Origin of the sequence: Blautia sp. 2227st1_G12_2227SCRN_220401 (assembly GCF_039062885.1) — a bacterium.
Classification (GTDB): Bacteria; Bacillota; Clostridia; order Lachnospirales; family Lachnospiraceae; genus Blautia_A; species Blautia_A fusiformis.
Map to the genome: position 1 here is coordinate 61,050 of NZ_JBCLNI010000007.1, position 24,244 is coordinate 85,293.

At 46.1% G+C, this 24,244-nt stretch carries 20 protein-coding genes and 1 tRNA gene; 4 read left to right on the top strand and 17 right to left on the bottom strand.

Features of this window, described 5'->3' with window-relative positions; genetic code table 11:
* Window positions 1–120: 120 nt before the first annotated feature.
* The 9 genes from ABCM67_RS05170 to ABCM67_RS05210 form a co-directional block, all read right to left on the bottom strand.
* Window positions 121–909, bottom strand: coding sequence for an ATP-binding cassette domain-containing protein (locus tag ABCM67_RS05170; protein ID WP_015525247.1), 789 nt, complete (start codon window positions 907–909; stop codon window positions 121–123).
* 3 nt (window positions 910–912) lie between these two features.
* Complete coding sequence (locus tag ABCM67_RS05175; protein ID WP_059086899.1) at window positions 913–1,824, bottom strand: ABC transporter permease; 912 nt, start codon at window positions 1,822–1,824, stop codon at window positions 913–915.
* Between the two features lie 72 nt (window positions 1,825–1,896).
* Window positions 1,897–2,925: an ABC transporter substrate-binding protein gene (locus ABCM67_RS05180; protein WP_021652537.1), complete on the bottom strand. Its 1,029-nt coding sequence runs from the start codon at window positions 2,923–2,925 to the stop codon at window positions 1,897–1,899.
* A 441-nt stretch (window positions 2,926–3,366) separates the two neighbouring features.
* The gene (locus ABCM67_RS05185; RefSeq protein WP_147603527.1) at window positions 3,367–4,731 is read right to left on the bottom strand and encodes a PFL family protein; all 1,365 of its coding nucleotides are present in this window, start codon (window positions 4,729–4,731) and stop codon (window positions 3,367–3,369) included.
* Between the two features lie 70 nt (window positions 4,732–4,801).
* A complete protein-coding gene (locus ABCM67_RS05190) occupies window positions 4,802–5,074 on the bottom strand; it encodes an ACT domain-containing protein (RefSeq protein WP_015525249.1) in 273 nt (90 codons plus the stop codon).
* A gap of 13 nt (window positions 5,075–5,087) precedes the next feature.
* Entirely contained in the window at window positions 5,088–5,885 is a 798-nt protein-coding gene (locus tag ABCM67_RS05195; RefSeq protein WP_022427103.1) for an MBL fold metallo-hydrolase, read from the bottom strand.
* Window positions 5,872–6,471, bottom strand: a complete 600-nt coding sequence (gene coaE, locus ABCM67_RS05200) for a dephospho-CoA kinase (RefSeq protein ID WP_015525251.1) — start codon at window positions 6,469–6,471, stop codon at window positions 5,872–5,874. The genes ABCM67_RS05195 and coaE overlap by 14 nt, the downstream gene beginning before the upstream one ends.
* Window positions 6,472–9,111, bottom strand: a complete 2,640-nt coding sequence (polA, locus tag ABCM67_RS05205; protein WP_118752669.1) for a DNA polymerase I — start codon at window positions 9,109–9,111, stop codon at window positions 6,472–6,474.
* Window positions 9,112–9,113: 2 nt separating this feature from the next.
* Window positions 9,114–9,479 (bottom strand): zf-HC2 domain-containing protein, encoded by a 366-nt coding sequence (locus ABCM67_RS05210; RefSeq protein ID WP_265190655.1) that lies wholly within the window; start codon window positions 9,477–9,479, stop codon window positions 9,114–9,116.
* A 212-nt stretch (window positions 9,480–9,691) separates the two neighbouring features.
* Here ABCM67_RS05210 and ABCM67_RS05215 point away from each other — a divergent pair, with 212 nt between their 5' ends.
* Window positions 9,692–10,561, top strand: a complete 870-nt coding sequence (locus ABCM67_RS05215) for a DegV family protein (protein WP_147603528.1) — start codon at window positions 9,692–9,694, stop codon at window positions 10,559–10,561.
* A gap of 278 nt (window positions 10,562–10,839) precedes the next feature.
* Here ABCM67_RS05215 and ftsH read toward each other — a convergent pair whose 3' ends face one another.
* A complete protein-coding gene (gene ftsH / locus ABCM67_RS05220) occupies window positions 10,840–12,705 on the bottom strand; it encodes an ATP-dependent zinc metalloprotease FtsH (protein ID WP_015525255.1) in 1,866 nt (621 codons plus the stop codon).
* Between the two features lie 221 nt (window positions 12,706–12,926).
* Between ftsH and ABCM67_RS05225 the strand changes: the two genes are divergently transcribed.
* Window positions 12,927–13,008 (top strand) — tRNA-Leu (locus tag ABCM67_RS05225).
* A gap of 77 nt (window positions 13,009–13,085) precedes the next feature.
* Window positions 13,086–14,462, top strand: a complete 1,377-nt coding sequence (locus tag ABCM67_RS05230; protein WP_147603529.1) for an MATE family efflux transporter — start codon at window positions 13,086–13,088, stop codon at window positions 14,460–14,462.
* Between the two features lie 126 nt (window positions 14,463–14,588).
* On the opposite strand, the gene ABCM67_RS05235 is transcribed toward ABCM67_RS05230, so the two are convergent.
* Genes ABCM67_RS05235 through ABCM67_RS05250 form a run of 4 tightly spaced genes read right to left on the bottom strand, consistent with a single transcriptional unit; the run spans window position 14,589 to window position 19,258 of the window.
* Window positions 14,589–15,878 (bottom strand): diaminopimelate decarboxylase, encoded by a 1,290-nt coding sequence (locus ABCM67_RS05235; RefSeq protein WP_059085911.1) that lies wholly within the window; start codon window positions 15,876–15,878, stop codon window positions 14,589–14,591.
* A gap of 52 nt (window positions 15,879–15,930) precedes the next feature.
* Entirely contained in the window at window positions 15,931–17,367 is a 1,437-nt protein-coding gene (gene pyk / locus ABCM67_RS05240; protein ID WP_059085912.1) for a pyruvate kinase, read from the bottom strand.
* Window positions 17,368–17,395: 28 nt separating this feature from the next.
* A complete protein-coding gene (locus ABCM67_RS05245) occupies window positions 17,396–18,286 on the bottom strand; it encodes a hypothetical protein (protein ID WP_022426903.1) in 891 nt (296 codons plus the stop codon).
* Between the two features lie 30 nt (window positions 18,287–18,316).
* Complete coding sequence (locus ABCM67_RS05250) at window positions 18,317–19,258, bottom strand: magnesium transporter CorA family protein (protein WP_022426904.1); 942 nt, start codon at window positions 19,256–19,258, stop codon at window positions 18,317–18,319.
* 226 nt (window positions 19,259–19,484) lie between these two features.
* On the opposite strand from ABCM67_RS05250, the gene aroC reads away from it, so the two are divergent.
* On the top strand, window positions 19,485–20,579 hold the full coding sequence (gene aroC / locus ABCM67_RS05255; protein WP_022426905.1) for a chorismate synthase: 1,095 nt from the start codon (window positions 19,485–19,487) through the stop codon (window positions 20,577–20,579).
* Between the two features lie 128 nt (window positions 20,580–20,707).
* Here the strand turns inward: aroC and ABCM67_RS05260 are convergent, their stop codons facing one another.
* From ABCM67_RS05260 to hemB, 3 genes are all read right to left on the bottom strand, one after another.
* Entirely contained in the window at window positions 20,708–21,790 is a 1,083-nt protein-coding gene (locus ABCM67_RS05260; protein WP_022426906.1) for a lactonase family protein, read from the bottom strand.
* Window positions 21,791–21,978: 188 nt separating this feature from the next.
* Window positions 21,979–23,259, bottom strand: coding sequence for a glutamate-1-semialdehyde 2,1-aminomutase (gene hemL / locus ABCM67_RS05265; protein ID WP_015525262.1), 1,281 nt, complete (start codon window positions 23,257–23,259; stop codon window positions 21,979–21,981).
* On the bottom strand, window positions 23,259–24,242 hold the full coding sequence (gene hemB / locus ABCM67_RS05270; RefSeq protein WP_022426908.1) for a porphobilinogen synthase: 984 nt from the start codon (window positions 24,240–24,242) through the stop codon (window positions 23,259–23,261). The genes hemL and hemB overlap by 1 nt, the downstream gene beginning before the upstream one ends.
* Between the last annotated feature and the right edge of the window lie 2 nt (window positions 24,243–24,244).

The following is a 24,244-nucleotide window of genomic DNA, read 5'->3' on the forward strand; positions in this document are numbered from 1 at the left end:
ATCACGGTAACGTGACATACTCAAGAATTTTCATAAAAAAAGAACCATCACCTGTGTAAAGCAGCTATTCATTTTCCACTTTACACATGATCGGTAACGGTTCTTCATTATTTATTCCGTTTATTCAGACAAAAGAATACGGTCATTATCCAAAGCCTTGCCCACTCCCGTTTTAAATTTCTCAAGAAGGCCATCCACGGTCATATCCTTCTTCTCTTCCCCTCCGATATCCAGCACGATATTGCCGGAGTCCATCATCAGGATACGGTTACCAAGATCAATTGCTGACTGCATATTGTGTGTGATCATCAGACAGGTCAGCTGATTTTCTTCCACGATCCGTCTGGTGAGATTAAGGACTTTCTCAGCAGTTCCCGGATCAAGGGCTGCAGTATGCTCGTCCAGAAGAAGTAATTTCGGCGGATTCATGGTTGCCATCAAAAGCGTCAGCGCCTGTCTCTGTCCACCAGAAAGAAGACCTACCGGATGGCTCATCCGCTCTTCCAGCCCAATGTCCAGCTTCTTTAATTCCTCACGAAAACGCTCTTTTTCCTGCCGGGTCGTGCGGGAAAGCCACCCACCCTTGCCGGCTGCAAGTGCAAGATTCTCTTCGATCGTCATTCCCGGTGCAGTACCACGCATCGGATCCTGATAAAGACGTCCGATCTCTTTTGCGCGTGCATGCTGCGGCATAAATGTGATATCCCTGCCATCCAGCTCGATTGAACCGGCATCTGTAAGAAAATCACCGCAGATCGCATTAAAAAGTGTTGATTTTCCTGCACCATTGGAACCGATGATCGTAGCAAAGTCGCCTTTTTTCAGTTCCAGGGAAAGATCTGTGATCGCCTTTTTTTCGTTTACGGTTCCCGGATTAAATGTTTTTGAAATATGGCTGATTTTTAACATAGATCATCTTCCCCCTTTTGCATGAGTCATTCTTCTTCGGATCTGCGGCCACTGTTTCTTAAGATATGGACCGGAAATTGCAAGAACAACGATCACAGAAGATACCAGTTTCAGCATAAATGCCGGCATGTTGAAACGAAGTGCAATGGTATATACAAGACGGAAAATAAAGGAACCAAGCACCATTCCTGCTGCTCTTACAAAAATTCCACCACGACCAAGGAGTGTGCCTCCGATCAGCAGAGAGGCCAGTGCGATGGTGACCATACCCTGACCGATGTTGATATCTACGGATTTCTGTGACTGAGACAGAAGACATCCGGAAAGTGCGGTAAATGCATTTGCCACGCAAAGGCCGATCACCGTTGTAAAGACCGGATTGATGGAGGAAGATTTTACCATATCAGAATTATTTCCGGTTGCCCGGATCGCAAGGCCAAGTCTTGTTTTCAGAAAGAACACCAGAAATACGATCACGAGGATCACTGCGATGGCTGCAATGAGGATATCTTCCCTGCCTTTTAACGGTGTACCTGCAAGCGCATCCTTCATCATGGTAAATACTGTGGTCGTCCGATTCATATTGATCAGGGATGAGCCTCCCATAACTGCGATATTTACGGAATATAACGCCGTATTTACAATGATACCTGCAAGCAGGCTGTCTACTCCCAGCTTCGTCTGCAGGATAGCCGTTACAAATCCTGATGTAACACCTGCTGCCATGGCTGCCGCAATGGACAGAAACGGATGTCCGCTTACAGCAACTACGGCTCCTACAGCGGCCCCGAAGGTAAAGCAGCCATCTGTAGAAAGGTCGCAGACATTCAGCATGGAATAACTAAGGAACAAAGCAAGAACTGTCAGAGAACAGATCAGTCCAAGCTTCAGGGCAGTCTCCCCGAGGGAGAGCATAGTTGCAATCGTCACAGTGATTTCCTCCAATTGGATTTATTTCATAACTGCTCACAAAAGTGAGCGGTTAATTTATTTTGATTCTACTTCATCAAAGCTTTCTGCAGTTGTGATCTCATTTACCTGTGTGCAGAGAGGCTCAAATGCCTTCTTTACGGTATCGAAATCAAGTCCAAGTGCCTTGCAGGTTTCTGTATTAACTGTTGCAGTACCATTGTCAAAGGTTTCAACAGCTGTCTTAGACGGATCCGCATTATCTATCAGGATGTCAGCGATCATATCGGCTGTTTTCTGTCCCAGATTTGCATAATCAACACCATATCCTACAAAGGCACCATTTAATGCAAAGGAGTCGGCACCTGTGTAGTGCGGGATTCCTGCGTCGATGAATTTTTCATAAATAGAAAGTTCTGCTGTCATGATGGTGTTGTCCGTAGGTGTAAATACGGCATCCACACCGTCAGCGATCAGTGCATCTGCTGCGAGCTGGACTTCATCGGTAGTGGTCCCGGTACGCTCTACATATTCGATTCCCTCTTTATCCAGATAATCTTTTGCTTCCTGGATCGCTGTTGTGGAGGAATCCTGTCCTACATCATAGAGAAGACCGATCTTCTTTACATCCGGATTCTGTGCCTGGATCAGCTTCATGATAGAAGAAGTATCCAGGTAATCGCTGGTTCCTGTGATATTTGCACCAGGAGCATCCAGAGAATCTACAAGACCGGAGCCAACCGGATCAGATACTGCGGAGAAAACAACCGGTGTATCGCTTCCCTCTGTAGCGGACTGCATACGCATTGCTACTGGTGTAGCCACACCAACCATCAGGTCAACCTTATCCGCCTGAAAATCTGAAATGATCTGTTCCATAACACTGGCATCTGCATTACAGTTATCATAAGACACATCAAATGTGACACCCTTTTCTTTGCCAAGCTCCTCCAGACGGGACTGGATATTGTCTACGATCTGGTTCAGGGAAGCATCATCTACATAATTGCAGATGCCCACTTTAAAATCTTCCGCCATAACCGGGCTTGTCATCATCATAGTTGTTGCTGCTACTGCTGCTGCGATCACTAACATTCTTTTTTTCATGGTTTTGTTCTCCCTTCTTATTTCCGCTTATGATTACCTTTTGTACACCTTGCGGTCTGCTTTTCCGGAACAACTTTCATGCGACAGAATCGCTTTTCCTGTAACACAAAAACCGTCCCAAGCTTATATCATGCTTGAGACGGTAATAAAAGTTCTTTATTATCGCGGTACCACTCAAATTGACGAATCGTCCACTTTCCGGTGTACTAACATACACTCCTCATTGGTAACGGGTTCGGTTCCCGTCGGCGCCTACTGTACAGATAAATAGTTCGGGCCGCCCTCGAAAGTCCATTCAACATCTGGTCCCCTGCGGATTTCCACCATCACCGCTCTCTGTGAAGCTTCCTGAAATGTTTACTTCTCTTTCTCACTGGTTTGTTTTTTAAGTTGTGTTTACTTTAGCACATCAACGTGAGTCTGTCAAGTCCAAAAATAAAATTAATTCTTAAAGCTGTGGATCGGTGCCGGGATCCTTCCACCTCTCTGTACAAATGCATCACAGGAGAAGGAATTTACAGGCATGATCGGAGCATAGCCAAGAAGACCTCCGAACTCAACCGTTTCGCCCACACCCTTACCGATAACCGGGATGAGACGTACTGCAGTTGTCTTCTGATTTACCATGCCGATAGCAGACTCATCTGCAATGATACCTGCCAGTGTAGTCGCCCTGGTATCTCCCGGAACTGCGATCATGTCCAGACCAACAGAGCATACACAGGTCATGGCTTCCAGCTTCTCCAGAGTAAGAGCTCCCTCGTTTACCGCATCGATCATTCCCTGATCCTCGCTGACAGGAATAAAGGCACCACTTAATCCGCCCACAGCAGCTGCTGCCATAACGCCGCCTTTCTTCACCTGGTCGTTGAGAAGTGCAAGCGCTGCAGTTGTTCCAGGTGCACCGGCTCTCTCAAGGCCGATCTCTTCCAGGATCTCAGCTACGGAATCACCGATAGCCGGTGTCGGTGCAAGAGAAAGATCCACAATACCAAACGGCACGTCAAGACGCTTGGATGCCTCACGTGCAACCAGCTGTCCAACTCGTGTAACTTTGAATGCGGTACGTTTGATCATCTCGCAGAGAGTTCCGAAGTCCTCGCCACGAACCTGCTCCAGAGCTTTCTTTACAACGCCAGGGCCACTGACACCTACGTTGATGATGCAGTCCGCCTCTGTGACACCGTGGAACGCGCCTGCCATAAACGGGTTATCATCCGGTGCGTTACAGAATACTACCAGCTTGGCACATCCAAGAGAATCCTGGTCCTTAGTAGCCTCTGCTGTTGCGAGGATGATCTCGCCCATCAGCTTTACGGCATCCATGTTGATACCGGTCTTGGTGGAACCAACGTTTACAGAACTGCAGACGCGCTCTGTTTCTGCCATTGCCTGAGGAATGGAGCGGATAAGAAGCTCCTCTGCCGGAGTCATTCCTTTGCTTACCAGTGCAGAATATCCGCCGATAAAGTTAACGCCAACTTCCTTGGCACATTTATCCAGCGTTCTTGCGATGGTCACAAAATCCTCCGGTTTCTTACATGCAGCCCCGCCAACCAGAGCAATGGGTGTTACGGAAATTCGTTTATTTACAACCGGGATACCGTACTCGGTTGCGATCTCATCACCGGTAGCTACCAGATTTCTGGCCTTTGTGGTGATCTTTTCGTATATTTTCTGATTCAGTGCATCCAGGTCAGGATCGATACAGTCCAGAAGGCTGATCCCCATGGTGATGGTACGCACATCCAGATTCTCCTGCTCGATCATTTTATTTGTCTCGTTTACCTCAAAAATATTGATCATTTTATTTTCTCCCTGATGATTGATGTAAAGTAGATATCATATGCATTGGCAATCCGCATTCGCTGCTTGATCATACTCGATGCATCATGTTAAAAATATCTTCATGCTGGCAGTGGATCACAACACCGATCTCCTTACCCAGATTTTCAAGCTCTTTTGCAAGTTCACCGCCATCCTTTTCACATTTTGCTGTGTCTGCGATCATCATCATGTTGAAGTAACCCTGAACGATGGTCTGAGAAATATCCAGAATATTAACCTGATTCTCTGCAAGATATGTACAAACCTTTGCAATAATTCCTACTGTGTCATTTCCTACTACTGTGATAATTGTCTTCTTCATCGTTTTTTCCTTTCTACACTGTGATTATTTCTGATATGTGATCCCTCTTCGCTACCTGGATCTTAAAATCCCTGGAACGGTACGGGTTGTCACCAAGTGTCACCTCCGAGCACACAGTCTCGTAGGCAAGTTCTTCATAGTTGTTTTCTCTGCTTAAATGGCCAAGAAAAACCGCCTTCAAATTATCATGGAGGATCCGACAGAGCAGACGTCCTGCATTCTCATTGGAGAGATGTCCACGGTCTCCCAGAATCCTCTGTTTGAGATAATAAGGGTATTTTCCAACCTGAAGCATGCGGATGTCATGATTTGCTTCCAAAAGCACCGCATCCAGATTCTCCAGATTTTTTACAATGTAATCATTATATTTTCCAAGGTCCGTGGCAATGCCCACAGAATGCTCTCCACATTCCAGGCGGTAACCCACCGGCTGTGCAGCATCATGGGGAATGGTAAAAGGATTTACCGTCAGGTCCTTGATCTCAAAAGGCTCATCCTCCCGGATCTCGTGGATCAGTCCCTCCGGCATTTTTCCAAGGGATTTCATACGAAGCATGGCATCTGCTGTTCCACCTGTGGTATAGATGGGAATTCCGTATTTTCTGGAAATCACTCCCAGTCCCTTGATATGGTCGGAATGTTCATGTGTGATCAGGATTCCGTCCACATCTTTCCCTGTAAGATCCAGGGAATTCAGGCCTTTTTCGATACTCTTCCCGCTGATCCCCACATCTACCAGAACATGTGCCTCCTCAGATCCCACATAAATACAGTTGCCGCTGCTTCCGCTGGCAATACTACAAAGTCTCATTTCTCTCTATCCCTTCTCTGATCTGTCTCCGGGTACCCTTCAGATCTCCATTATTCTCGATCACATAATCCGTATGTTCTCTGAAAACCTGGTCAGATACCTGGTTTCGGATAATGCCAAGAGATTTCTCTCTGGAATAGCCACGGCTTTCCATCAGACGACGGATCCGGATTTCCTCCTCTGTATACACATACCAGACTTCATCACAGAATTCCTGATAATTCTCTTCCAGAAAAAGAGCAGCTTCCACAACACAGATCTCTCTTCCAGCTTCCTTTTGTTCTCCAAGAAGATCCAGAATTCTCTGCTTTACAGCCGGATGGATGATCCCGTTTAATTTCAAAAGCATATCCTTATCTGTGAATACTACATCAGAAATCCGTCTCCGGTCAATAGTTTTATCTTTTTTTATGATTTCTTTTCCAAACAATGCGATCACCGCATCGTAACATTCTTCCCCCGGTTCCATCAGAATGTGGCCAAGCTGGTCTGCCTGGATCACATATGCCTGGAAATCTTCTTCCAGGATTCCAAGTACTGTACTTTTTCCGGCCCCTACTCCGCCGGTTACTCCGATCACTCTCATTTATTTCGCCTCATACCAGCTGTCACCCTGGTGCATATCTACGTCAAGTTCCACTGCAAGGTCTGCCGCTCCCTTCATCTCTTCTTCCAGAATACGGGAAACTTCCTCGATCTCTTCTTTCTTTGTCTCGATCAGAAGCTCATCGTGAACCTGCAGCACCAGTCTTGAACGCAGTCCCTCTTTTTTCATTCGTTCATAAACATGGTTCATGGCTATTTTGATGATATCTGCTGCAGTACCCTGGATAGGAGAGTTCATGGCTACACGTTCTCCGAAGGAGCGCTGCATGAAATTACTGGATCTCAGCTCCGGCACGGGCCTTCGTCTGCCGAACATAGTTGTCACATAACCGTGTTCCTTGCCATCCTTTACCAGACCGTCCAGAAAGCCCTTGATCTTCGGATAGGTCTCGAAATATTTCTCAATATAGGCAGATGCCTCTTTTCTGGTAATACTCAGATCCTGGCTCAGTCCAAAGGAACTGATCCCATAAACGATTCCAAAATTTACCGCCTTGGCATTTCTTCGCTGAAGAGATGTCACTTCATCCAGCGGCACATGAAACACCTGGGATGCGGTGAGCCGGTGGATATCCTCCGCCTCACGATAAGCCTGGATCAGTTTTTCATCACCGGACATATGTGCCAGCACACGAAGCTCGATCTGGGAATAATCAGCATCCAGAAATACAAATCCCTCTTCCGGCACAAAAACCTTACGGATCAGCCTTCCCAGCTCCATGCGGACCGGTATGTTCTGAAGATTCGGATCTGTGCTGCTGATACGACCGGTTGCTGTGATCGTCTGATTAAAAGTAGAGTGGATCCTTCCATCTTCTCCGATCACATTTCCGAGACCATCTGCATAAGTGGATTTCAGCTTGGTCAGCTGGCGGTACTCCAGGATATCTTTTACGATGGCATGATCCGGCGCCAGCTTATCCAGGATATCCGCCGCTGTGGAATAGCCGGTCTTGGTCTTCTTTCCACCTGGAAGTCCCAGCTTTTCAAAAAGGATCACACCCAGCTGTTTCGGGGAATTGATATTAAACTCCTCCCCTGCTTCCTGCCAGATGGTTTTTTCCAGCTCCTGGATACGGACTTTAAGTTTTTCACCATAGCTTTTAAGCTCTTCACCCTTAACGGAAATCCCCCATTTTTCCATGGAGTCCAGGGTAAAGACAAGAGGAAGCTCGATCTCATCATAAACCTTACGCATGCCTGTTTCATCCAGTTTTTCAAGAAGAACCTTTCGGGCCATGCAGGGCACAAACGCCTGATAGCAGGCATAATTTCCAAGGCATTCCAGTTCCTCTTCCCAGGCCTTTTTCAGAGAAGTCTTTCCAAGAAGGTCTTCCTTTGAGGGGAGCATCATACCATCCAGATATTCTCTGGCGATATCATCATGGGAATAGGAAGATTTCAGCGGGTTCAGAAGATATGCAGCAACCCCCGCATCAAAAACCTTCTTCGGATCATCAAGGGAAACATGTTTGAGAACTGATTTAATATCCATAGCACAGAGCACCGTACTGTCCGCCAGAGTTTTCAGTTTTCCGCAAAGGTAATCCCCTGTGAGAAGTCCTCCCACCGGAATCTGATAGATTTCTTTTTCATCCAGGACCAATCCCACGGTATACACCTGATCCGGATCTGCAAGAACAGAAATACCCACCTGATCTTTCTGCGCTGCTTTTTCAAACAGTGCCTCCACACCGGAAAGATCATTACAGGTAAAAAATTCCAGTTCCATGGAGGAATCTGCTGTCGTAGCCGGATCAAAACGGTTCAGCATGTTCTTAAATTCCAGGCGTTTACACAATTCATATGCCTCCGGAGTATAGGGATTTTCCACTTTCGCTTTTTCGTAGGAAAATTCCAGCGGACTATCTGTGTTGATGGTTGCAAGCTCTTTGGAAAGCTGTGCCAGATCATAATGCTCACGAAGAGATTCTTTCGCCTTATTAGGCTTTACTTCTTCCAGATGCTCATGAGCATTCTCAATGGAACCGAACTGCACGATCATCTTGGTCGCGGTTTTCTCTCCAACGCCCGGGATTCCCGGAATATTATCGGAGCTGTCGCCCATCAGCGCTTTCAGTTCTATGATCTGCGGCGGCGTTACCTGATATTTCTCAAGAACTTCCGCTGTATGGTAATTTTCAATGGTTGTCTTTCCCCGGACAGTCTTCGGAAGCCGGATCAGCACCTTATCTGTGGCAAGCTGAAGAAGATCACGGTCTCCGGAAAGAATGGTAACATCCATACCCTTTGCTTCACTTCTTCTGGCGACCGTACCAAGAAGATCATCTGCTTCATAGCCTTCCAGGGACATGATGTTGATTCCCATGGCAGAAAGCATCTCCTTGATCAGCGGAACCTGTTCCCGAAGCTCCTCCGGCATGGGTTTTCGGGTACCTTTATAAGCTTCATATCTCTTATGCCGGAACGTAGGTGCACTCAGATCAAATGCAACGGTAAGATACTCCGGCTTCTCTTCCTCCATGATCCTGAACATAATATTCAGAAATCCATATACCGCTCCTGTATGGCATCCTTCTGCATTGGTAAGATCCGGCAGACCATAAAACGCACGGTTCAGGATGCTGTGACCATCGATCAGTAATATTTTTTCACTCAAAATCAAATTCCCTCCTTCAGTTCCAGGATCACAAAAACAAGAAAGACCACCAGTGCCGCGATCAGAACGCAGACTGCCACTGCAGCGATCGCTCTGTGAAATTTCTTTTTTCGGATATACCTTCTGGATTTTCGGATATCCTCTTCCAGAAGCTCCTTAAAATCCAGAACAGTATCTTCCTGTTTCTCATCCAGCTGCTGCATGGCCTTATGTACAATGAAATATGTGGCAAGCTCATCGTAGCAGGAGGAACACTTCTCAATATGCTCCAGAAAATCCTCCAGATCATTCAACGGCAACGTATGATCGATATATTTATTAACCATTCCCTCTGCAATACGACAATTCATATTTTCCCTCTCTTTCAAAGCAGCGGATCCTCCCATATGATAAGCCTCTTCTGAGATCCCGCTTCACAATTTGCCCCAGACTGGGGAAATATTTCCCAGAATGTTATATCATTATAGCGAATTAAACGTTGAATGACAAGGGCGGTTTCCTGTGGTATACTTGAGATATCCCGGTCAGAAAACAGAAAAACTGACCAAATATGAAAATCCAGGCAAGGAGGATCACCATTATGAAATCTATAGCAATCGTTACAGACAGTAACTGCGGCATGTCTCCCGCTCAAGTAAAAGCCCTTGGCATCTACATGCTTCCAATGCCGTTTTTTATAGATGATAAGGAATATCTGGAAGACATTGACATGAACCAATCAGAGTTCTTTCAGCATCTTGAACAAAATCCAAGCTGCAGAGTTTCCACATCTCAGCCTACACCGGAATCCGTCACTACCCTCTGGGACAAGCTGCTCAAAGACTACGACGAGATCGTACATATCCCCATGTCCAGCGGTCTCTCCAGCTCCATGCAGACTGCCCGCATGCTTGCAGAAGACTATGATGGCCGTGTACGTGTCGTAAACAACCAGAGGATCTCCGGGACCTTACGTTACTCTGCCATCGAGGCTATCCAGCAGGCTAAAAACGGTCTCTCTGCCGATGAGATCGGAACCTGGCTGGAAAAAAACCGCTTCGACTCCAGCATCTATATCACTGTAGCTACTCTGAAGTACCTGAAACAGGGCGGCCGCATCACTCCTGCAGCTGCAGCCCTCGGAACCATGCTCCGTCTGAAACCGGTTCTGCAGATCCAGGGCGAAAAGCTGGACGCCTTCTCCAAGGCCCGCACCATGACCCAGGCAAAAAGCACTATGACTAAAGCCATCAAAGATGACATTGCAGACCGCTTTGGAGAAAAGATCAACCTGGATGTCATCCACTCCCACAACCTGGAAGCAGCCGAAGAATTCCGAAAAGAAGTCCTCACCACCTTTCCGAATATCGGTGAAGTCAACATCTTCCCTCTCTCCCTGAGCGTTTCCTGCCACATCGGCCCCGGAAGTCTGGCACTCACCTGTTCCAAGGTACACCCGGAAATATGGTAAAGACTAGTCAGAAGCAATCCACATGGCCAGAGCACAGCCGGAGGGAATACTTCTGTATGGCTCTGTCTCTGGATGAGGGCTGCTAGTCCTTAGGTTCTAAAAATCTGCGTTAAATCTGCGTTATTAAAAAAAGTTCGGCTGTCTGAGCGGCAACAAGCCGCGAGTTCCGAACTTTTTTTAATGGTTTTAGCAGATTTTCAGGGTCTTAGAACTAACGCCCAACGGAAGCCGAAGACCATACAGAAGTATTCCCTTCGGCGTCCCTCCCGCCAACATATTTAATTTTCCTGTGTATTCTCAATCTCCACCGGCGCTTCATTCAAGATCTTCATAAACTCCTCACCGGTGATCGTCTCATGCTCATACAGATACTTGGCAATCTCATGGAGCTTTCCGATATTATCTGTCAGGATCTTCGTAGCCTTTTCATGCTCCCGTCTTACAAGCTCCACAACCTTCTTGTCCAAAAGCGTCTGCGTCTCAAAGGAACAGGTTAGACTTGCATCTCCGCCAAGATACTGATTGCTTACATTTTCCATGGCAACCATGTCAAAATCATCACTCATACCATACCTGCTGATCATCGCTCTGGCAATCTTGGTCGCCTGCTCAATATCATTGGAGGCACCGGTAGTAATGGAATGGAAGATCAGCTCTTCCGCTGCACGGCCGCCTGTAAATGTAGCGATCTTATTCTCCAGTTCTTCCTTAGTCATCAGGAAATGTTCCTGCTCATCTACCTGCATGGTATATCCCAGTGCACCGGAGGTACGTGGAATGATCGTGATCTTATGGACCGGTGCAGAATCTGTCTGCTTGGCAGCAACCAGTGCATGACCAACCTCATGATAGGAAACGATCAGCTTTTCCTTATTGGAAAGTACACGGTTCTTTTTCTGATATCCGGCAATAACAACTTCGATGCTTTCTTCAAAATCCGCCTGTGTGGCAAATTTCCGTCCGTCGCGGACTGCACGGAGAGCTGCCTCGTTGACAATATTGGCAAGCTCCGCACCGGAGGCACCGACTGCCGCCTTGGCAATTTCATCAAACCGGACTGTATCCGCAATTTTGATCTTCTTGGCATGAACCTTCAGGATTTCCTCACGCCCCTGAAGATCCGGAAGCTCAACCGGGATCCTTCTGTCAAAACGTCCCGGACGAAGAAGTGCAGGGTCAAGGGAATCCGGTCGGTTGGTAGCTGCCAGGATCACAACACCCTTGGAACCGTCAAAACCGTCCATCTCTGTCAAAAGCTGGTTCAGTGTCTGCTCACGCTCATCGTTTCCGCCGCCCATTCCGGAGCCGTCACGTTTCTTGCCGATCGTATCGATCTCATCAATAAATACGATACATGGTGCCTTCTCATTGGCCTGTTTAAAAAGATCACGGACCTTGGCAGCACCCATACCCACAAACATCTCCACAAATTCCGAACCGGAAATTGAGAAAAACGGAACCTCCGCCTCACCGGCAACTGCCTTGGCAAGAAGAGTTTTACCGGTTCCGGGAGGGCCTACAAGAAGGGCACCCTTCGGCATGGAAGCACCGATCTCTCTGTATTTCTCCGGATTATGAAGGAAATCTACAATTTCCGTCAAAAGCTCCTTGGCTTCATCCTCACCGGCAACATCTGAAAATTTGATTCCCGTAGAGGATTTCACATAAACCTTGGCATTGCTTTTGCCAAAGGACATCATTCCTCCCGGTCCTCCGTTTCCCATGGAACTCATCATCTTCTTGCTGAGCCAGCGTCCCAGGAGAATAAAAATTGCGATCGGGAGTACATATCCCAGGATCAGAGATAAAAGCAGGGACTGTCTCTGCGGTGCAGTACCCTCTATACTTACGCCCGCATCGTAAAGATGGGATACAAGATCCTGATCCTCTACAGATACCGTCTTACAATAGACATCATTTCCATCTACCTTCATCGTATAATAGATATAATCAGAATTAATAGTTGCTTCATATACTTTTCCTCTGTCTACAGCTTTCAGGAAGGTGGTGTAATCGGTCTCTTTTACACTTCTCTCAGAAAGAGCAGGAAGAGCAAAAACATTCAGCAAAACAATAATTACGACCGCAATAATGTAATATACATACAGCGGCCGCTTCTCTGGTTTTTTTGAATTCAGATTCATGCAGTCTCCTCCGTTATCTTATAGTATATTGCTATATCCACAGTGCTATATCAAGTGGTACAGCCTTGTAGTACACTCTACCACTTTTTTCAGTCAATTTCAAGGATGCCTCATCCGATTTCATAAACTTTTTAGAATTAAAAATATTTCCAAATAATACCTTTATTCTGAAAAAATCCTTGCAAGCCACCTGATACTGTGCTATTATAATAAATGGTTATGCCGCTGTGGCGGAATTGGCAGACGCACTTGACTCAAAATCAAGCGGAGCGATCCGTGCCGGTTCGAGTCCGGCCAGCGGCATTCGCATAAAAGACCTGACGGAGAAATCTGTCAGGTCTTTATTATATACTATCAAAAAACACGAAAGGAATAAAAAAATGGAAAAAGACAAAAGCTTTTTAGGAACCGAGTCTGTCGGAAAGCTTCTTCTGCAGCTTGCACTTCCTACCGTTGCCGCACAGCTCATCAATATGCTCTACAATATCGTCGATCGTATCTATATTGGTCATATTCCCGGAGAGGGTGCTCTTGCCCTTACCGGTGTAGGTGTATGTATGCCGCTTATTATGGTCGTATCTGCCTTCGCTGCTCTTGTCGGAAACGGAGGCGCTCCCAGAGCCAGCATCTTTATGGGTAAAAATGACACGTCGAAAGCCGAACAGACTCTCGGAAACTGCTTCACCATGCAGATCATCATCTCCCTGATCCTGACTGTTATCCTGTTTCTCGGAAACCGCAGCCTTCTCCTTGCATTCGGCGCCAGTGCAAACACCATCGACTATGCGGTGGGTTACATGAATATCTATGCAGTAGGAACTATCTTTGTACAGCTGACTCTTGGCATGAATAATTTCATCACAGCCCAGGGATTCGCAAAAACCGGAATGCTCTCCGTATTGATCGGTGCGATTTCCAACATTATTCTGGATCCGGTTTTTATTTTTGGATTCCACATGGGTGTCCGGGGCGCTGCTCTGGCAACAGTGATCTCCCAGGCATTTTCCTGCACCTGGGTCCTCTCCTTCCTCTTTGGAAAAAAGACCTTCCTGAAGCTTCGGAAAAGCACCATGAAACTGAAAGCCGATATCATTCTGCCCTGTATGGCTCTTGGCTCTTCTCTCTTTGTCATGCAGCTCAGTGAAAGCGTTATCTCTGTCTGCTACAACTCCTCACTCTTAAAATACGGCGGGGATGTTGCAGTAGGAGCCATGACTATCCTTACCAGCGTCATGCAGTTTGCCATGCTTCCTCTTCAGGGACTTGGTCAGGGTGCACAGCCTATCATCAGCTACAACTATGGTGCACGTAACGAAAAACGTGTACGTTCTACATTTAAGCTTCTTATAAAAACAAGTGTTTCTTATTCCGTGATCCTGTGGCTGATCATTATGATCTTCCCGCAGATCTTTGCCGGAATGTTTACTTCGGACAGTACATTACTTGCTTTCACAAAAACAGCGCTCCGGATCTATATGGCAGTTGTGTTTATCTTTGGTATCCAGATTGCCTGCCAGATGACCTTTATCTCCCTTGGCAGAGCCAAAGATTCCATCATTGTGGCTATTGTCCGGAAATTTATTCTGGTCATCCCGCTGATCTATATCCTGCCCAATATTTTCCGTGCTGACCGGACAAATGCAGTTTATATGGCCGAGCCGGTTGCGGATATCTTGGCCGTTACATTTACTGCCATCCTGTTTTTCTTTGAGTTTAGAAAAGCCCTGGCAGAAATCTCCGGCAGCCGGAAGCAGTAACCCTGCATTTGACCACCTTCCGCCCTGCTCGCGATCTTATGCCTACCAGATACTTAAACATAAAACAGCCCTCTATGCATCATTACCAAGATGCATAGAGGGCTGTTTTTATATATTTCCGCTATTTTATTTCAGTTCGTCTTCATCCTGAAGAAGTTTCTCAAAAACAGGGAAGCAGTCAAAGGTTGCAAAATAATCTCTCGGTGTCTCGGCACGACGGATCATCTCAAAGCTGCCGTCCTCATGAAGAAGGATCTCTGCAGATTTCAGTTTACCATTGTAGTTATAACCCATTGCAAAACCATGAGCACCTGTATCATGGATCACAAGAAGATCTCCCTTGTCGATTTTCGGAAGCATACGGTCAATGGCAAATTTATCATTATTCTCACAGAGGGAACCTGTCACATCATATTTATGATCGCACGGCTCGTTCTCCTTACCCATAACCGTAATGTGATGATAAGCACCATACATAGCCGGACGCATCAGATTTACTGCACAGGCATCTACGCCGATATACTCTTTATGTGTATGCTTCTCATGGATTGCTTTTGTGACAAGGCAGCCATACGGTCCCATCATGAAACGGCCAAGCTCTGTATAGATCGCAACATCACCCATTCCTTCCGGAACAAGTACTTCTTCATAAACCTTGCGGACACCCTCACCGATCACACGGATATCATTTGGCTCCTGATCCGGTTTATAAGGAATTCCGATACCACCGGAAAGGTTGATGAATTTAATGTGTGCACCTGTCTCCTTCTGAAGCTTCACGGCAAGCTCAAACATAACCTTTGCAAGCATTGGATAATAATCATTGGTCACTGTGTTGCTTGCAAGGAATGCATGGATTCCGAACTCTTTGGCACCTTTGGATTTCAGGATACGGAATGCGTCAAAGATCTGCTCGGTAGTCATTCCGTATTTTGCATCTCCGGGATTATCCATGATACCGTTACTGATCTTAAATACTCCACCTGGATTGTAACGGCAGCTGATCACTTCCGGGATTTTTCCGAGAGCTTTCTCTACGCTCTCAATATGTGTAATGTCATCAAGGTTGATGATCCCACCGATCTCATCTGCATATCTGAACTCTTTCTCCGGTGTGTCATTGGAAGAAAACATGATATCGCCCTTTTTGCAACCTACTGCCTTGGCCATCATAAGCTCTGTTTCTGAGGAGCAGTCGCAGCCACAGCCATACTCCTGCAGAATATTGATCAGATATGGATTCGGTGTTGCCTTTACCGCAAAAAATTCCTTGAATCCTTTGTTCCATGCAAAGGCCTCTTTCAGGGCTTTTGCATTCTCACGGATTCCCTTCTCATCATAGAGATGGAAGGGTGTCGGAAACTTTTCAGTAATTTCGTTGAGTTTCTCAAGTGTCACAAATGGTTCTTTTTTCATAATAACTGCATCTCCTGTTTTTCCGACTGCTGTTCCCGAAGAAAACTCAGTCTTATTCTGCCTCGATCACGTGCATCATATTTGTCACTGCACCACGACCGTTTGTCATGTTGGTCGCAGGGTCTCCTGCTGTAAATACAACAAGGTCTCCTTTATGTATCAGATGACGGCTGCGGACAACATTCATAGCCTGAGACATGATATGGTCCGTGGTATCTCTCTGATATCCTTTCAGAGGTGTTACACCCCAGATCAGCTGAAGTTTATGCTGGATGGTTGAGTTTGGTGTGATCGCATAGATCGGAACCTTCGGACGGAAATTGGAGATCAGTCTGGCTGTATTTCCACTCATTGTCGGTGTTACGATAGCGTTCGCCTTCAGGTTCTTTGCAGTACGCACCGTTGCAAGTGCCACCGCACTGGAGATCTTCTCTCTTCCATCCATGGAACGATGTTCAATAAACACTTTATAATCCAGATGCGGCTCTGTCATCTCTGCGATATCTGCCATCATCTTAAGAGCATCAACCGGATATTTACCAGCTGCTGTCTCTCCGGAAAGCATGATCGCATCGGTTCCGTCGTAGATCGCATTGGCAACATCAGCTACCTCTGCACGTGTAGGACGCGGATTACGGATCATGGAATCAAGCATCTGTGTTGCTGTGATAACCGGTGTATAATGTTCATTACACTTACGGATGATCGCCTTCTGGATGTGAGGTACCTGGCTTGCAGGAATTTCCACACCGAGATCTCCTCTGGCAACCATGATACCGTCAGATGCTTCAATGATGGAATCAATATTCTCAACACCCTCTGCATTCTCGATCTTCGCGATAATACCGATATCCTTTCCACCATTATCATTCAGAAGCTTACGGATCTCACGGATCACCTCTGCGGAACGAACAAAAGATGCCGCGATGAAATCAAATTTCTGCTCGATACCAAAGATAATATCCTTCTTATCCTGCTCTGTGATTCCCGGAAGATTTACTTTTACATAGGGAACATTTACACCCTTCTTCTCTCCCAGCTCACCACCGTTTAAGATATCACAGACAATATCGGTTCCCTTGATCGCCTTAACCTCCAACTCGATCAGACCATCATCAATGAGGATCCTGTTTCCCGGTTTTACATCCTTGTAAAGTGTCTCATATGTGATAGCAACCTTTGTGCTGTCGCCTTCAAAATCGCCAATTCCAAGTACAAACTGTTTTCCCGCTTCCAGCTTAACCTTCTGTCCGTCCTTTAAAAGTCTAGTACGGATCTCCGGTCCCTTTGTATCAAGAAGCATGGCAATAGGCATATCAAGCTCCTCACGAAGCTCCTTGATCATATCCACACGGCCCTTCTGCTCCTCGTGGTCTCCGTGAGAAAAGTTGAATCTGGCAATATCCATTCCATTCTCCATAAGAGCCTTCAGAGTTTCCCTGTTATTGCTGGCAGGTCCAAGTGTACAAATGATCTTAGTTTTTTTCATAATCAATTATTCTCCTTCTTTTTACGTTTTACTGTACGTGTTTATGTGTAAATAAATGATCCTGACAATATTCATAATTTCCGTTGCACTTTGAGCAGAAACGAAACTCCAGGTTTGGGTCATCCTTTTCGGTACGTCCGCAGATCGCACATTTATGCTTGGCGATCCCATCCGGACCGGACCCTGTTCTGGAAGGAGCCACAGCCTTCTTAAACTGCTGCCTCCTGTGGATCTCCTTCGGATTGTATCGGTTCATATCACGGGTACTGAAATAAAAGATCACAAAGTTTAAAAGTGATGCTACGATCGGTACTACACCTACCCAAAGCCCGACTCGAAGATAAGATACGATATCCCACGCAATGAACAGTCCGTATACAAAGGCCATCCATTTCATCCTGATCGGGATCACAAACATAAGAAGCAGCTGAAGATCCGGATATGTGACTGCATAGGCAAGGAAAATAGAAAGACTGATATAATATGTGGTAAAAATATTTCCGCCAAGAGAATAGGCGATCCCGTTCATCACCACATAACCACCTGTAAATACATGTAAAAGCACTGCTGCGATCACAGTAAACAAAACACCTGAAAAAATATACAATGTGTACCGAAAAGTTCCCCAGGTACGTTCCAGTGAAGTACCGATCGGATAATAGAAAAAAAAGATTGCGAGAAGGAACATCACAAGATTGCCGGTTCCTCCCACACTGGACGGCGGATAGATCACCCATGTCACCAGTCTCCAGATCTGTCCCTTCATGACCATGGACATATCAAGACTCAGCATATTCAAAACTCCCGGAGCAAACATAGCCAGAAAATACCCCAACACATAACATCCGATGATGTAAACAGTCAGATTCGGAACCCCGAATCTTCCGAATTTACGTTCCAGTTTGTCGATAAATTTCATTAAAATCTCCTTTCAGAAAACTTTTGAAAATCAGAAAAATCGCTTCTTGGAAAGAATGATCGCTGCCACAACACTGATTGCCACAGAAATCAGGATAATGATCAGAAATCCCAATGGGCTCCTTGATAAGGGCATACCGGAACCAGCCACATTCATTCCGTAAGCACTGAACACAATAGTCGGAATACTCATGACAATGGTAATGATCGCCAGTACCTTCATAACGATATTCATATTATTGGAGATGATCGATGCAAAAGCATCCATAGTTCCGTTCAGGATACCGCTGTACACATTGGCCATTTCGATTGCCTGCTTATTCTCAGTGATGACATCCTCCAGAAGATCGGTGTCCTCCGGATATTTCTTGATGCTGTCTATCTTCAGAAGCTTCTCCAGCACAACCTCATTGGACCGGAGTGACGTAATAAAATAAGTCAGGGATTTCTGCAGCTCCAGAAGCTCGATCAGCTCCTCATTTCTTGTGGAAAGATGCAGTTTTTCTTCCACCTGCTCACTTTTTTTGTCAATGATACGCAGATAACGCAGGTACATGCTCGCATTTCTATAAAGGATCTGAAAGATAAAACGGGTCTTCATATAGGTAAAAAAGCTCCGGACTCTTCCCTCCATAAATCTGGTAAGAACCGGTGTGTCCTCCAGACAGATGGTAAAGATCATAGACCCCGTCACAATGATGCCAAGCGGTATTGTCCCATACCAGTCCTTGTCATTACGTTCCTCGATCATAGGAACATCAACCAGGATCAGTGTATAATTATCCTCAACTTCGATACGTGACCGTTCTTCCTCATCCAAAGGGGATCGTAAATCGTCAACCTCTATATCAAACTTCTCGGAAAATTCAAAAATCTCTGTTGCCGTCGGATTCGTCAGCGCAATCCAGCAGCCTTCCTCCGGTTCCTGTATCTGGTGGATGGCTCCGTCTATTGTCTTGTAAATCCTTACCACGATTCCCACTTCCCTTCTCTTGCTTTTCTTTTGCCAGGGCAAAATTCTTTTTTATTATAAATAGTCAAAATAGCTTTGTCAATTCATACCTTTTCTTTTTAAAAGAGCTTTTAAATAATTTCACATGATCTTTACATAAAAATTCATTCTGCCTTCCACGTTCTTTACATTTTTTCCGGCTTCCTATATAATGATTCCAGAATTCCAACGAAAGGAAGTTATACAAATGAGTCAGTCATCATTCGGAAAAAAATTCGTGGTTACCACCTGGGGAGAATCTCACGGCAAGGCTATCGGTGCCGTTCTCGACGGCTGTCCCGCAGGTCTTTCTCTCTGCGAAGAAGATATCCAGGTTTTTCTTGACCGGAGAAAGCCCGGTCAGAGCCGTTATACAACTGCCCGTAAGGAAGGAGATCTGGTGGAAATCCTTTCCGGAGTTTTTGAAGGAAAGACTACCGGTACTCCAATTTCTCTTCTGATCCGCAATACAGATCAGCGTTCCAGAGATTACGGAAATATCGCATACTCCTATCGTCCCGGTCACGCAGACTTTACCTTTGACCAGAAATACGGATTCCGTGATTACCGTGGAGGTGGACGCTCCTCCGGAAGAGAAACCGCCGGACGTGTGGCAGCCGGTGCCATTGCCATCAAGCTGTTAAACGAACTTGGCATTACATTTACTACCTACGCAAGATCCATCGGTCCTGTAGAGATCCGGTCCTTCTCAGAAGAAGAGATCCGAAATAATGCACTCTGCATGCCAGATGCCGACGCAGCCGCAAAGGCATCTGCCTATCTCGAACAATGTCTGAACAGTCAGGACAGTGCCGGCGGTGTGATCGAATGCCGCATCAAAAACGTTCCTGCCGGTCTGGGCGATACGGTTTTTGACAAGCTGGATGCTACCCTCGCTCATGCGATCATGTCCATCGGTGCTGTAAAAGCTGTTGAGATCGGTGACGGCATCAATGTGACACGTCTTACCGGTTCCGAAGACAACGACGGTTTTGTACAGAAAGACGGCATTATTTCCAAAACCTCCAACCACGCAGGTGGTATTATGGGTGGTATGAGTGATGGCAGCGATATCATTCTCCGTGCACATATCAAACCAACTCCTTCCATCAGTCAGTCTCAGTCTACTGTGACTAACACCGGAGAAAACCTGGAGCTTGAGATCAAAGGCCGGCATGATCCGGTGATCGTACCGCGTGCAGTAGTCGTTGTGGAAGCTATGGCAGCACTTACCATTACAGATGCACTTTTTAACAATATGAGTGCACGGATGGATCGTATCCACGAATTTTATCAGCGGTAATTTCACATTTTGACCTGTCAGATAAAAAATTATAAATGCGCAAAAAAACAGACTCAGGGAAAGTTCCTACTCGTCCCTGAGTCTGTTTTTGTCTGTCTGTGCAAGACTTACTTTGATCAATCCTGTTCTTAATCTAACTGCTCCCATGTATCCGGTACCGGCCAGATATGGATACAGTTCGGTGTCTCGATCTTTCTTGGTTTTTCGTTCATCATGATGATATTCTTTTCATAATCCACAGTGAAAACGGTAATACTGTTGCTGGCATGATTGGCAACAGCAATATGCTTGTTATCCGGGAAGATCATAAGATCCTTCGGGTAATCACCACTGATCGGAAGTGTAAATTTCTTGGTCAGAAGGCCTGTTTCCTGGTCTACTGCATACATAGTCACAGTATTTTCCCCTGCTGTTGTACAGAAAAGATATTTACCGTCCGCAGAAAGAGACATACCGGAAGCTGCGTTATGGAGCGCATCATTGGAATCCTCTTTTCCAAGAGTGGTAATGCTCTGAAGCAGCTGGAACTCCGGGTTCTTACCGCTTCCGTCATAGCTGTATACCTTCACCTCATTGCTGAGCTCAAAAAGAAGATATGCAAATCTTCCGTCATCACTGAAGCGGATGATACGAGGGCCGCTCTCTCTCGGGCAGCGAAGAATGTCAACCAGCTCCAGTTTGTCTTTCTTCTTATTGATACGATAGATCTTAACCTGATCGATACCATTATCTACCGCACAGAGATACTTATTATCCGGTGTCGGACGTACACAATTAACATGCGGACGGAAGTTACGCTCTGCCACGCTTCCAAGTCCCTTGTGGAAAACGCCGTCCATAACACTTCCCAGACGGCCGTCTTTATGTGTATGTACAACCGTTACCTTACCATCATGGTACCCTGCCACATAAAGATATCTTCCGTCCACATCTGTTGCAAGATAGCAGCCTCGCATTCCGTTGATATCCACACTGTTGAGGCGGGTAAGATCACCGTTCTTGTCTCTTTCAAATACAGCTACACCCTCATCCTCAATGGAATACAGATATTTACCGTTTTTTGATACTGCCAGATGAGAAGCATTGCTAACTTCCACTTCGCTTCGTTCTGTGAGTGTTCCTTTTTCTACATCTACATCGTATACCTGAATTCCCTTACTGGTTCCATGGGTATATGTTCCCACGTAAGCCACGTACTTCTTTTTTCCCATAAGTTCTGGCCTCCTGCTTTTTACATTGGTTACGTATTTTTGTGTTTATTTTATCACAAAGCTTCTGCAAGAACAAGTTACCATCCTGTTATCTTTTGTGCAATTTTTTATGCAAAGCTACCGTTCACTATGGCGTTCACACATAATCCACGCAAATGGATCGGCTCCTGCGCATCCATTACGCCTCTTTACAGATCTCCCAAAGCGCCTCTCATTGCTTCCAGAGTTTCATCAATTACTTCATCTGTATGCGCTGTGGAAAGGAACATCGCCTCAAACTGGGAAGGTGCAAGATGAATGCCTCGTTTCAGCATTCCCTTGAAATATTTTGCAAAAAGCTCCAGGTTGGATGTTTTTGCAGAAACATAGTCTTTTACCTCCTGGTCTGTAAAGAAAATACTTGCCAGAGAAGAATCATAGTTTACCTGATATGGAAGACCTTTTTCCTCCACGATCTTCTTCAAGCCGCCGTAAAGCTTCTCACCTTTGGCAGCCAGATCTTTGTAGATTTCCTGATGCTCATAGAGATATTTCAGCTGTGTGAAACCTGCAGCCATGGCAACCGGGTTTCCGCTTAAGGTACCTGCCTGGTATACAGGACCACACGGTGAGATCAGATCCATGATCTCCTTACGTCCGCCATAAGCGCCTACCGGCATTCCTGCGCCGATTATTTTCCCGTAAGTGACAAGATCCGGACGGATACCAAAATACTCTGCTGCTCCGCCAAAGGCAAGTCGGAAGCCTGTGATCACTTCATCAAAGATCAGCAGACAATTGTGCTCATCGCAAAGCTCACGAAGCCGCTTTAAGAAGCCTGGTTTCGGAGGAACCACACCCATGTTTGCTCCTACTGCCTCCACGATCACGGCTGCCACATTTCCCTCTTCCTGTTTGAGAAGTGCTTCCACACTGGCGGCATCATTGTAGGTAGCCGTCATGGTATCCTGTGTACAGCCCTTCGGAACACCGGCGCTATCCGGAATACCACTTGCCATGACACCGGAACCGGCACTTACCAGAAGGCAGTCACTGTGTCCGTGATAGCAACCTGCAAATTTGATGATCTTGTCTTTTCCGGTAAAACCTCTTGCTGCACGGATGGCACTCATAACAGCTTCTGTTCCTGAGTTTACCATACGGATCATATCTACATGTGGAATATGTTCACAGATAAATTCTGCGATCTCTACTTCGATTCCTGTAGCACAGCCAAAGCTCAGGCCATTTTCGCAGGCCTTGATCACACTCTCGCGGATCTCCGGGAAATTATGTCCCAGGATCATCGGGCCCCAGGAATCAATGTAATCCACATAACGGTTTCCATCTACATCATAGATGTAGCATTTATCTGCTTTTTCAATAAAACGAGGTGCCTCACCGATGGCTCCGTAAGATCTTACCGGGCTGTTTACGCCTCCCGGGATTCTTTTTACCGCACGCTCAAATAACTGTTCTGATCTTGTCATCAGCCGATCCTCCCTTCATCCATAAGTCTTGCCAGAAGCTCCGCATAATAGGTAAGATAGATCTGCGCACCGGAACGGAATGCTCCTGTAGCCATCTCACCCACGATCCTTTCTTCGTCGATCCAGCCGTTTGCAGCTGCTGCTTTTACCATTGCATACTCACCACTGACACTGTATGCGGCAACCGGAACGTTTGTGATCTCCTTTACCTGCCAGATCATGTCCTGGTATGCAAGAGCCGGTTTTACCATGATGATATCTGCACCCTCTTCCACATCTGCAAGTGCCTCTTTCAGCCCTTCTCTGCTGTTGTGAGGATCCATCTGGTAGCTTTTTCTGTCCCCAAAAGACGGAGCAGAATCTGCTGCCTCACGGAACGGGCCATAAAATGCAGAAGCATATTTTACTGCATAGGACATGATCGGTGTTGTATAATGTCCGGCCTTGTCCAGACACTGACGGATCGCTGCAACACGACCATCCATCATATCAGACGGAGCAACCATATCTGCACCTGCCTCCACGTGGGAAAGTGCTGTTTTTGCAAGAAGCTCCAGCGTCTTGTCATTGTCCACATCATGACCGCAGAGAACGCCGCAATGGCCATGGGAAGTGTACTCACACATACATACATCTGTTACATAATAAAGCTCCGGAAATTTCTCTTTTGCAATGCGAAGAGCTCTCTGAACGATCCCCTCCGGATCATAGGCACCGCTGCCCACTTCATCCTTATGGTCAGGAATACCAAAAAACATCACACTGCCTACACCGGCTTTGGAAAGCTGCTCCAGTTTATACGGAAGACGGTCCAGGCTGTAACGGTACTGCCCGGTCATGGACGGAATTTCTTCTTCCTTATTTTCTCCTTCCATTACGAACATAGGATACATAAGAGAAGATTTATCCATTCTTGTCTCACGTACCATCTTACGAAGGTTTTCGCTACCTCTTAATCTTCTTGGTCTTTTTGTCAGTTCCATGA

Coding starts and splice junctions, on each gene's coding strand:
- ABCM67_RS05180 (WP_021652537.1), bottom strand. CDS start 2,925: ATGAAAAAAAGAATGTTAGTGATCGCAGCAGCAGTAGCAGCAACAACT.
- ftsH (WP_015525255.1), bottom strand. CDS start 12,705: ATGAATCTGAATTCAAAAAAACCAGAGAAGCGGCCGCTGTATGTATAT.
- ABCM67_RS05185 (WP_147603527.1), bottom strand. CDS start 4,731: ATGATCAATATTTTTGAGGTAAACGAGACAAATAAAATGATCGAGCAG.
- ABCM67_RS05190 (WP_015525249.1), bottom strand. CDS start 5,074: ATGAAGAAGACAATTATCACAGTAGTAGGAAATGACACAGTAGGAATT.
- ABCM67_RS05235 (WP_059085911.1), bottom strand. CDS start 15,878: ATGAAAAAAGAACCATTTGTGACACTTGAGAAACTCAACGAAATTACT.
- ABCM67_RS05260 (WP_022426906.1), bottom strand. CDS start 21,790: ATGGGAAAAAAGAAGTACGTGGCTTACGTGGGAACATATACCCATGGA.
- ABCM67_RS05170 (WP_015525247.1), bottom strand. CDS start 909: ATGTTAAAAATCAGCCATATTTCAAAAACATTTAATCCGGGAACCGTA.
- pyk (WP_059085912.1), bottom strand. CDS start 17,367: ATGAAAAAAACTAAGATCATTTGTACACTTGGACCTGCCAGCAATAAC.
- ABCM67_RS05230 (WP_147603529.1), top strand. CDS start 13,086: ATGGAAAAAGACAAAAGCTTTTTAGGAACCGAGTCTGTCGGAAAGCTT.
- coaE (WP_015525251.1), bottom strand. CDS start 6,471: ATGAGAGTGATCGGAGTAACCGGCGGAGTAGGGGCCGGAAAAAGTACA.
- ABCM67_RS05215 (WP_147603528.1), top strand. CDS start 9,692: ATGAAATCTATAGCAATCGTTACAGACAGTAACTGCGGCATGTCTCCC.
- hemB (WP_022426908.1), bottom strand. CDS start 24,242: ATGGAACTGACAAAAAGACCAAGAAGATTAAGAGGTAGCGAAAACCTT.
- ABCM67_RS05175 (WP_059086899.1), bottom strand. CDS start 1,824: ATGCTCTCCCTCGGGGAGACTGCCCTGAAGCTTGGACTGATCTGTTCT.
- aroC (WP_022426905.1), top strand. CDS start 19,485: ATGAGTCAGTCATCATTCGGAAAAAAATTCGTGGTTACCACCTGGGGA.
- hemL (WP_015525262.1), bottom strand. CDS start 23,259: ATGACAAGATCAGAACAGTTATTTGAGCGTGCGGTAAAAAGAATCCCG.
- ABCM67_RS05245 (WP_022426903.1), bottom strand. CDS start 18,286: ATGAAATTTATCGACAAACTGGAACGTAAATTCGGAAGATTCGGGGTT.
- ABCM67_RS05195 (WP_022427103.1), bottom strand. CDS start 5,885: ATGAGACTTTGTAGTATTGCCAGCGGAAGCAGCGGCAACTGTATTTAT.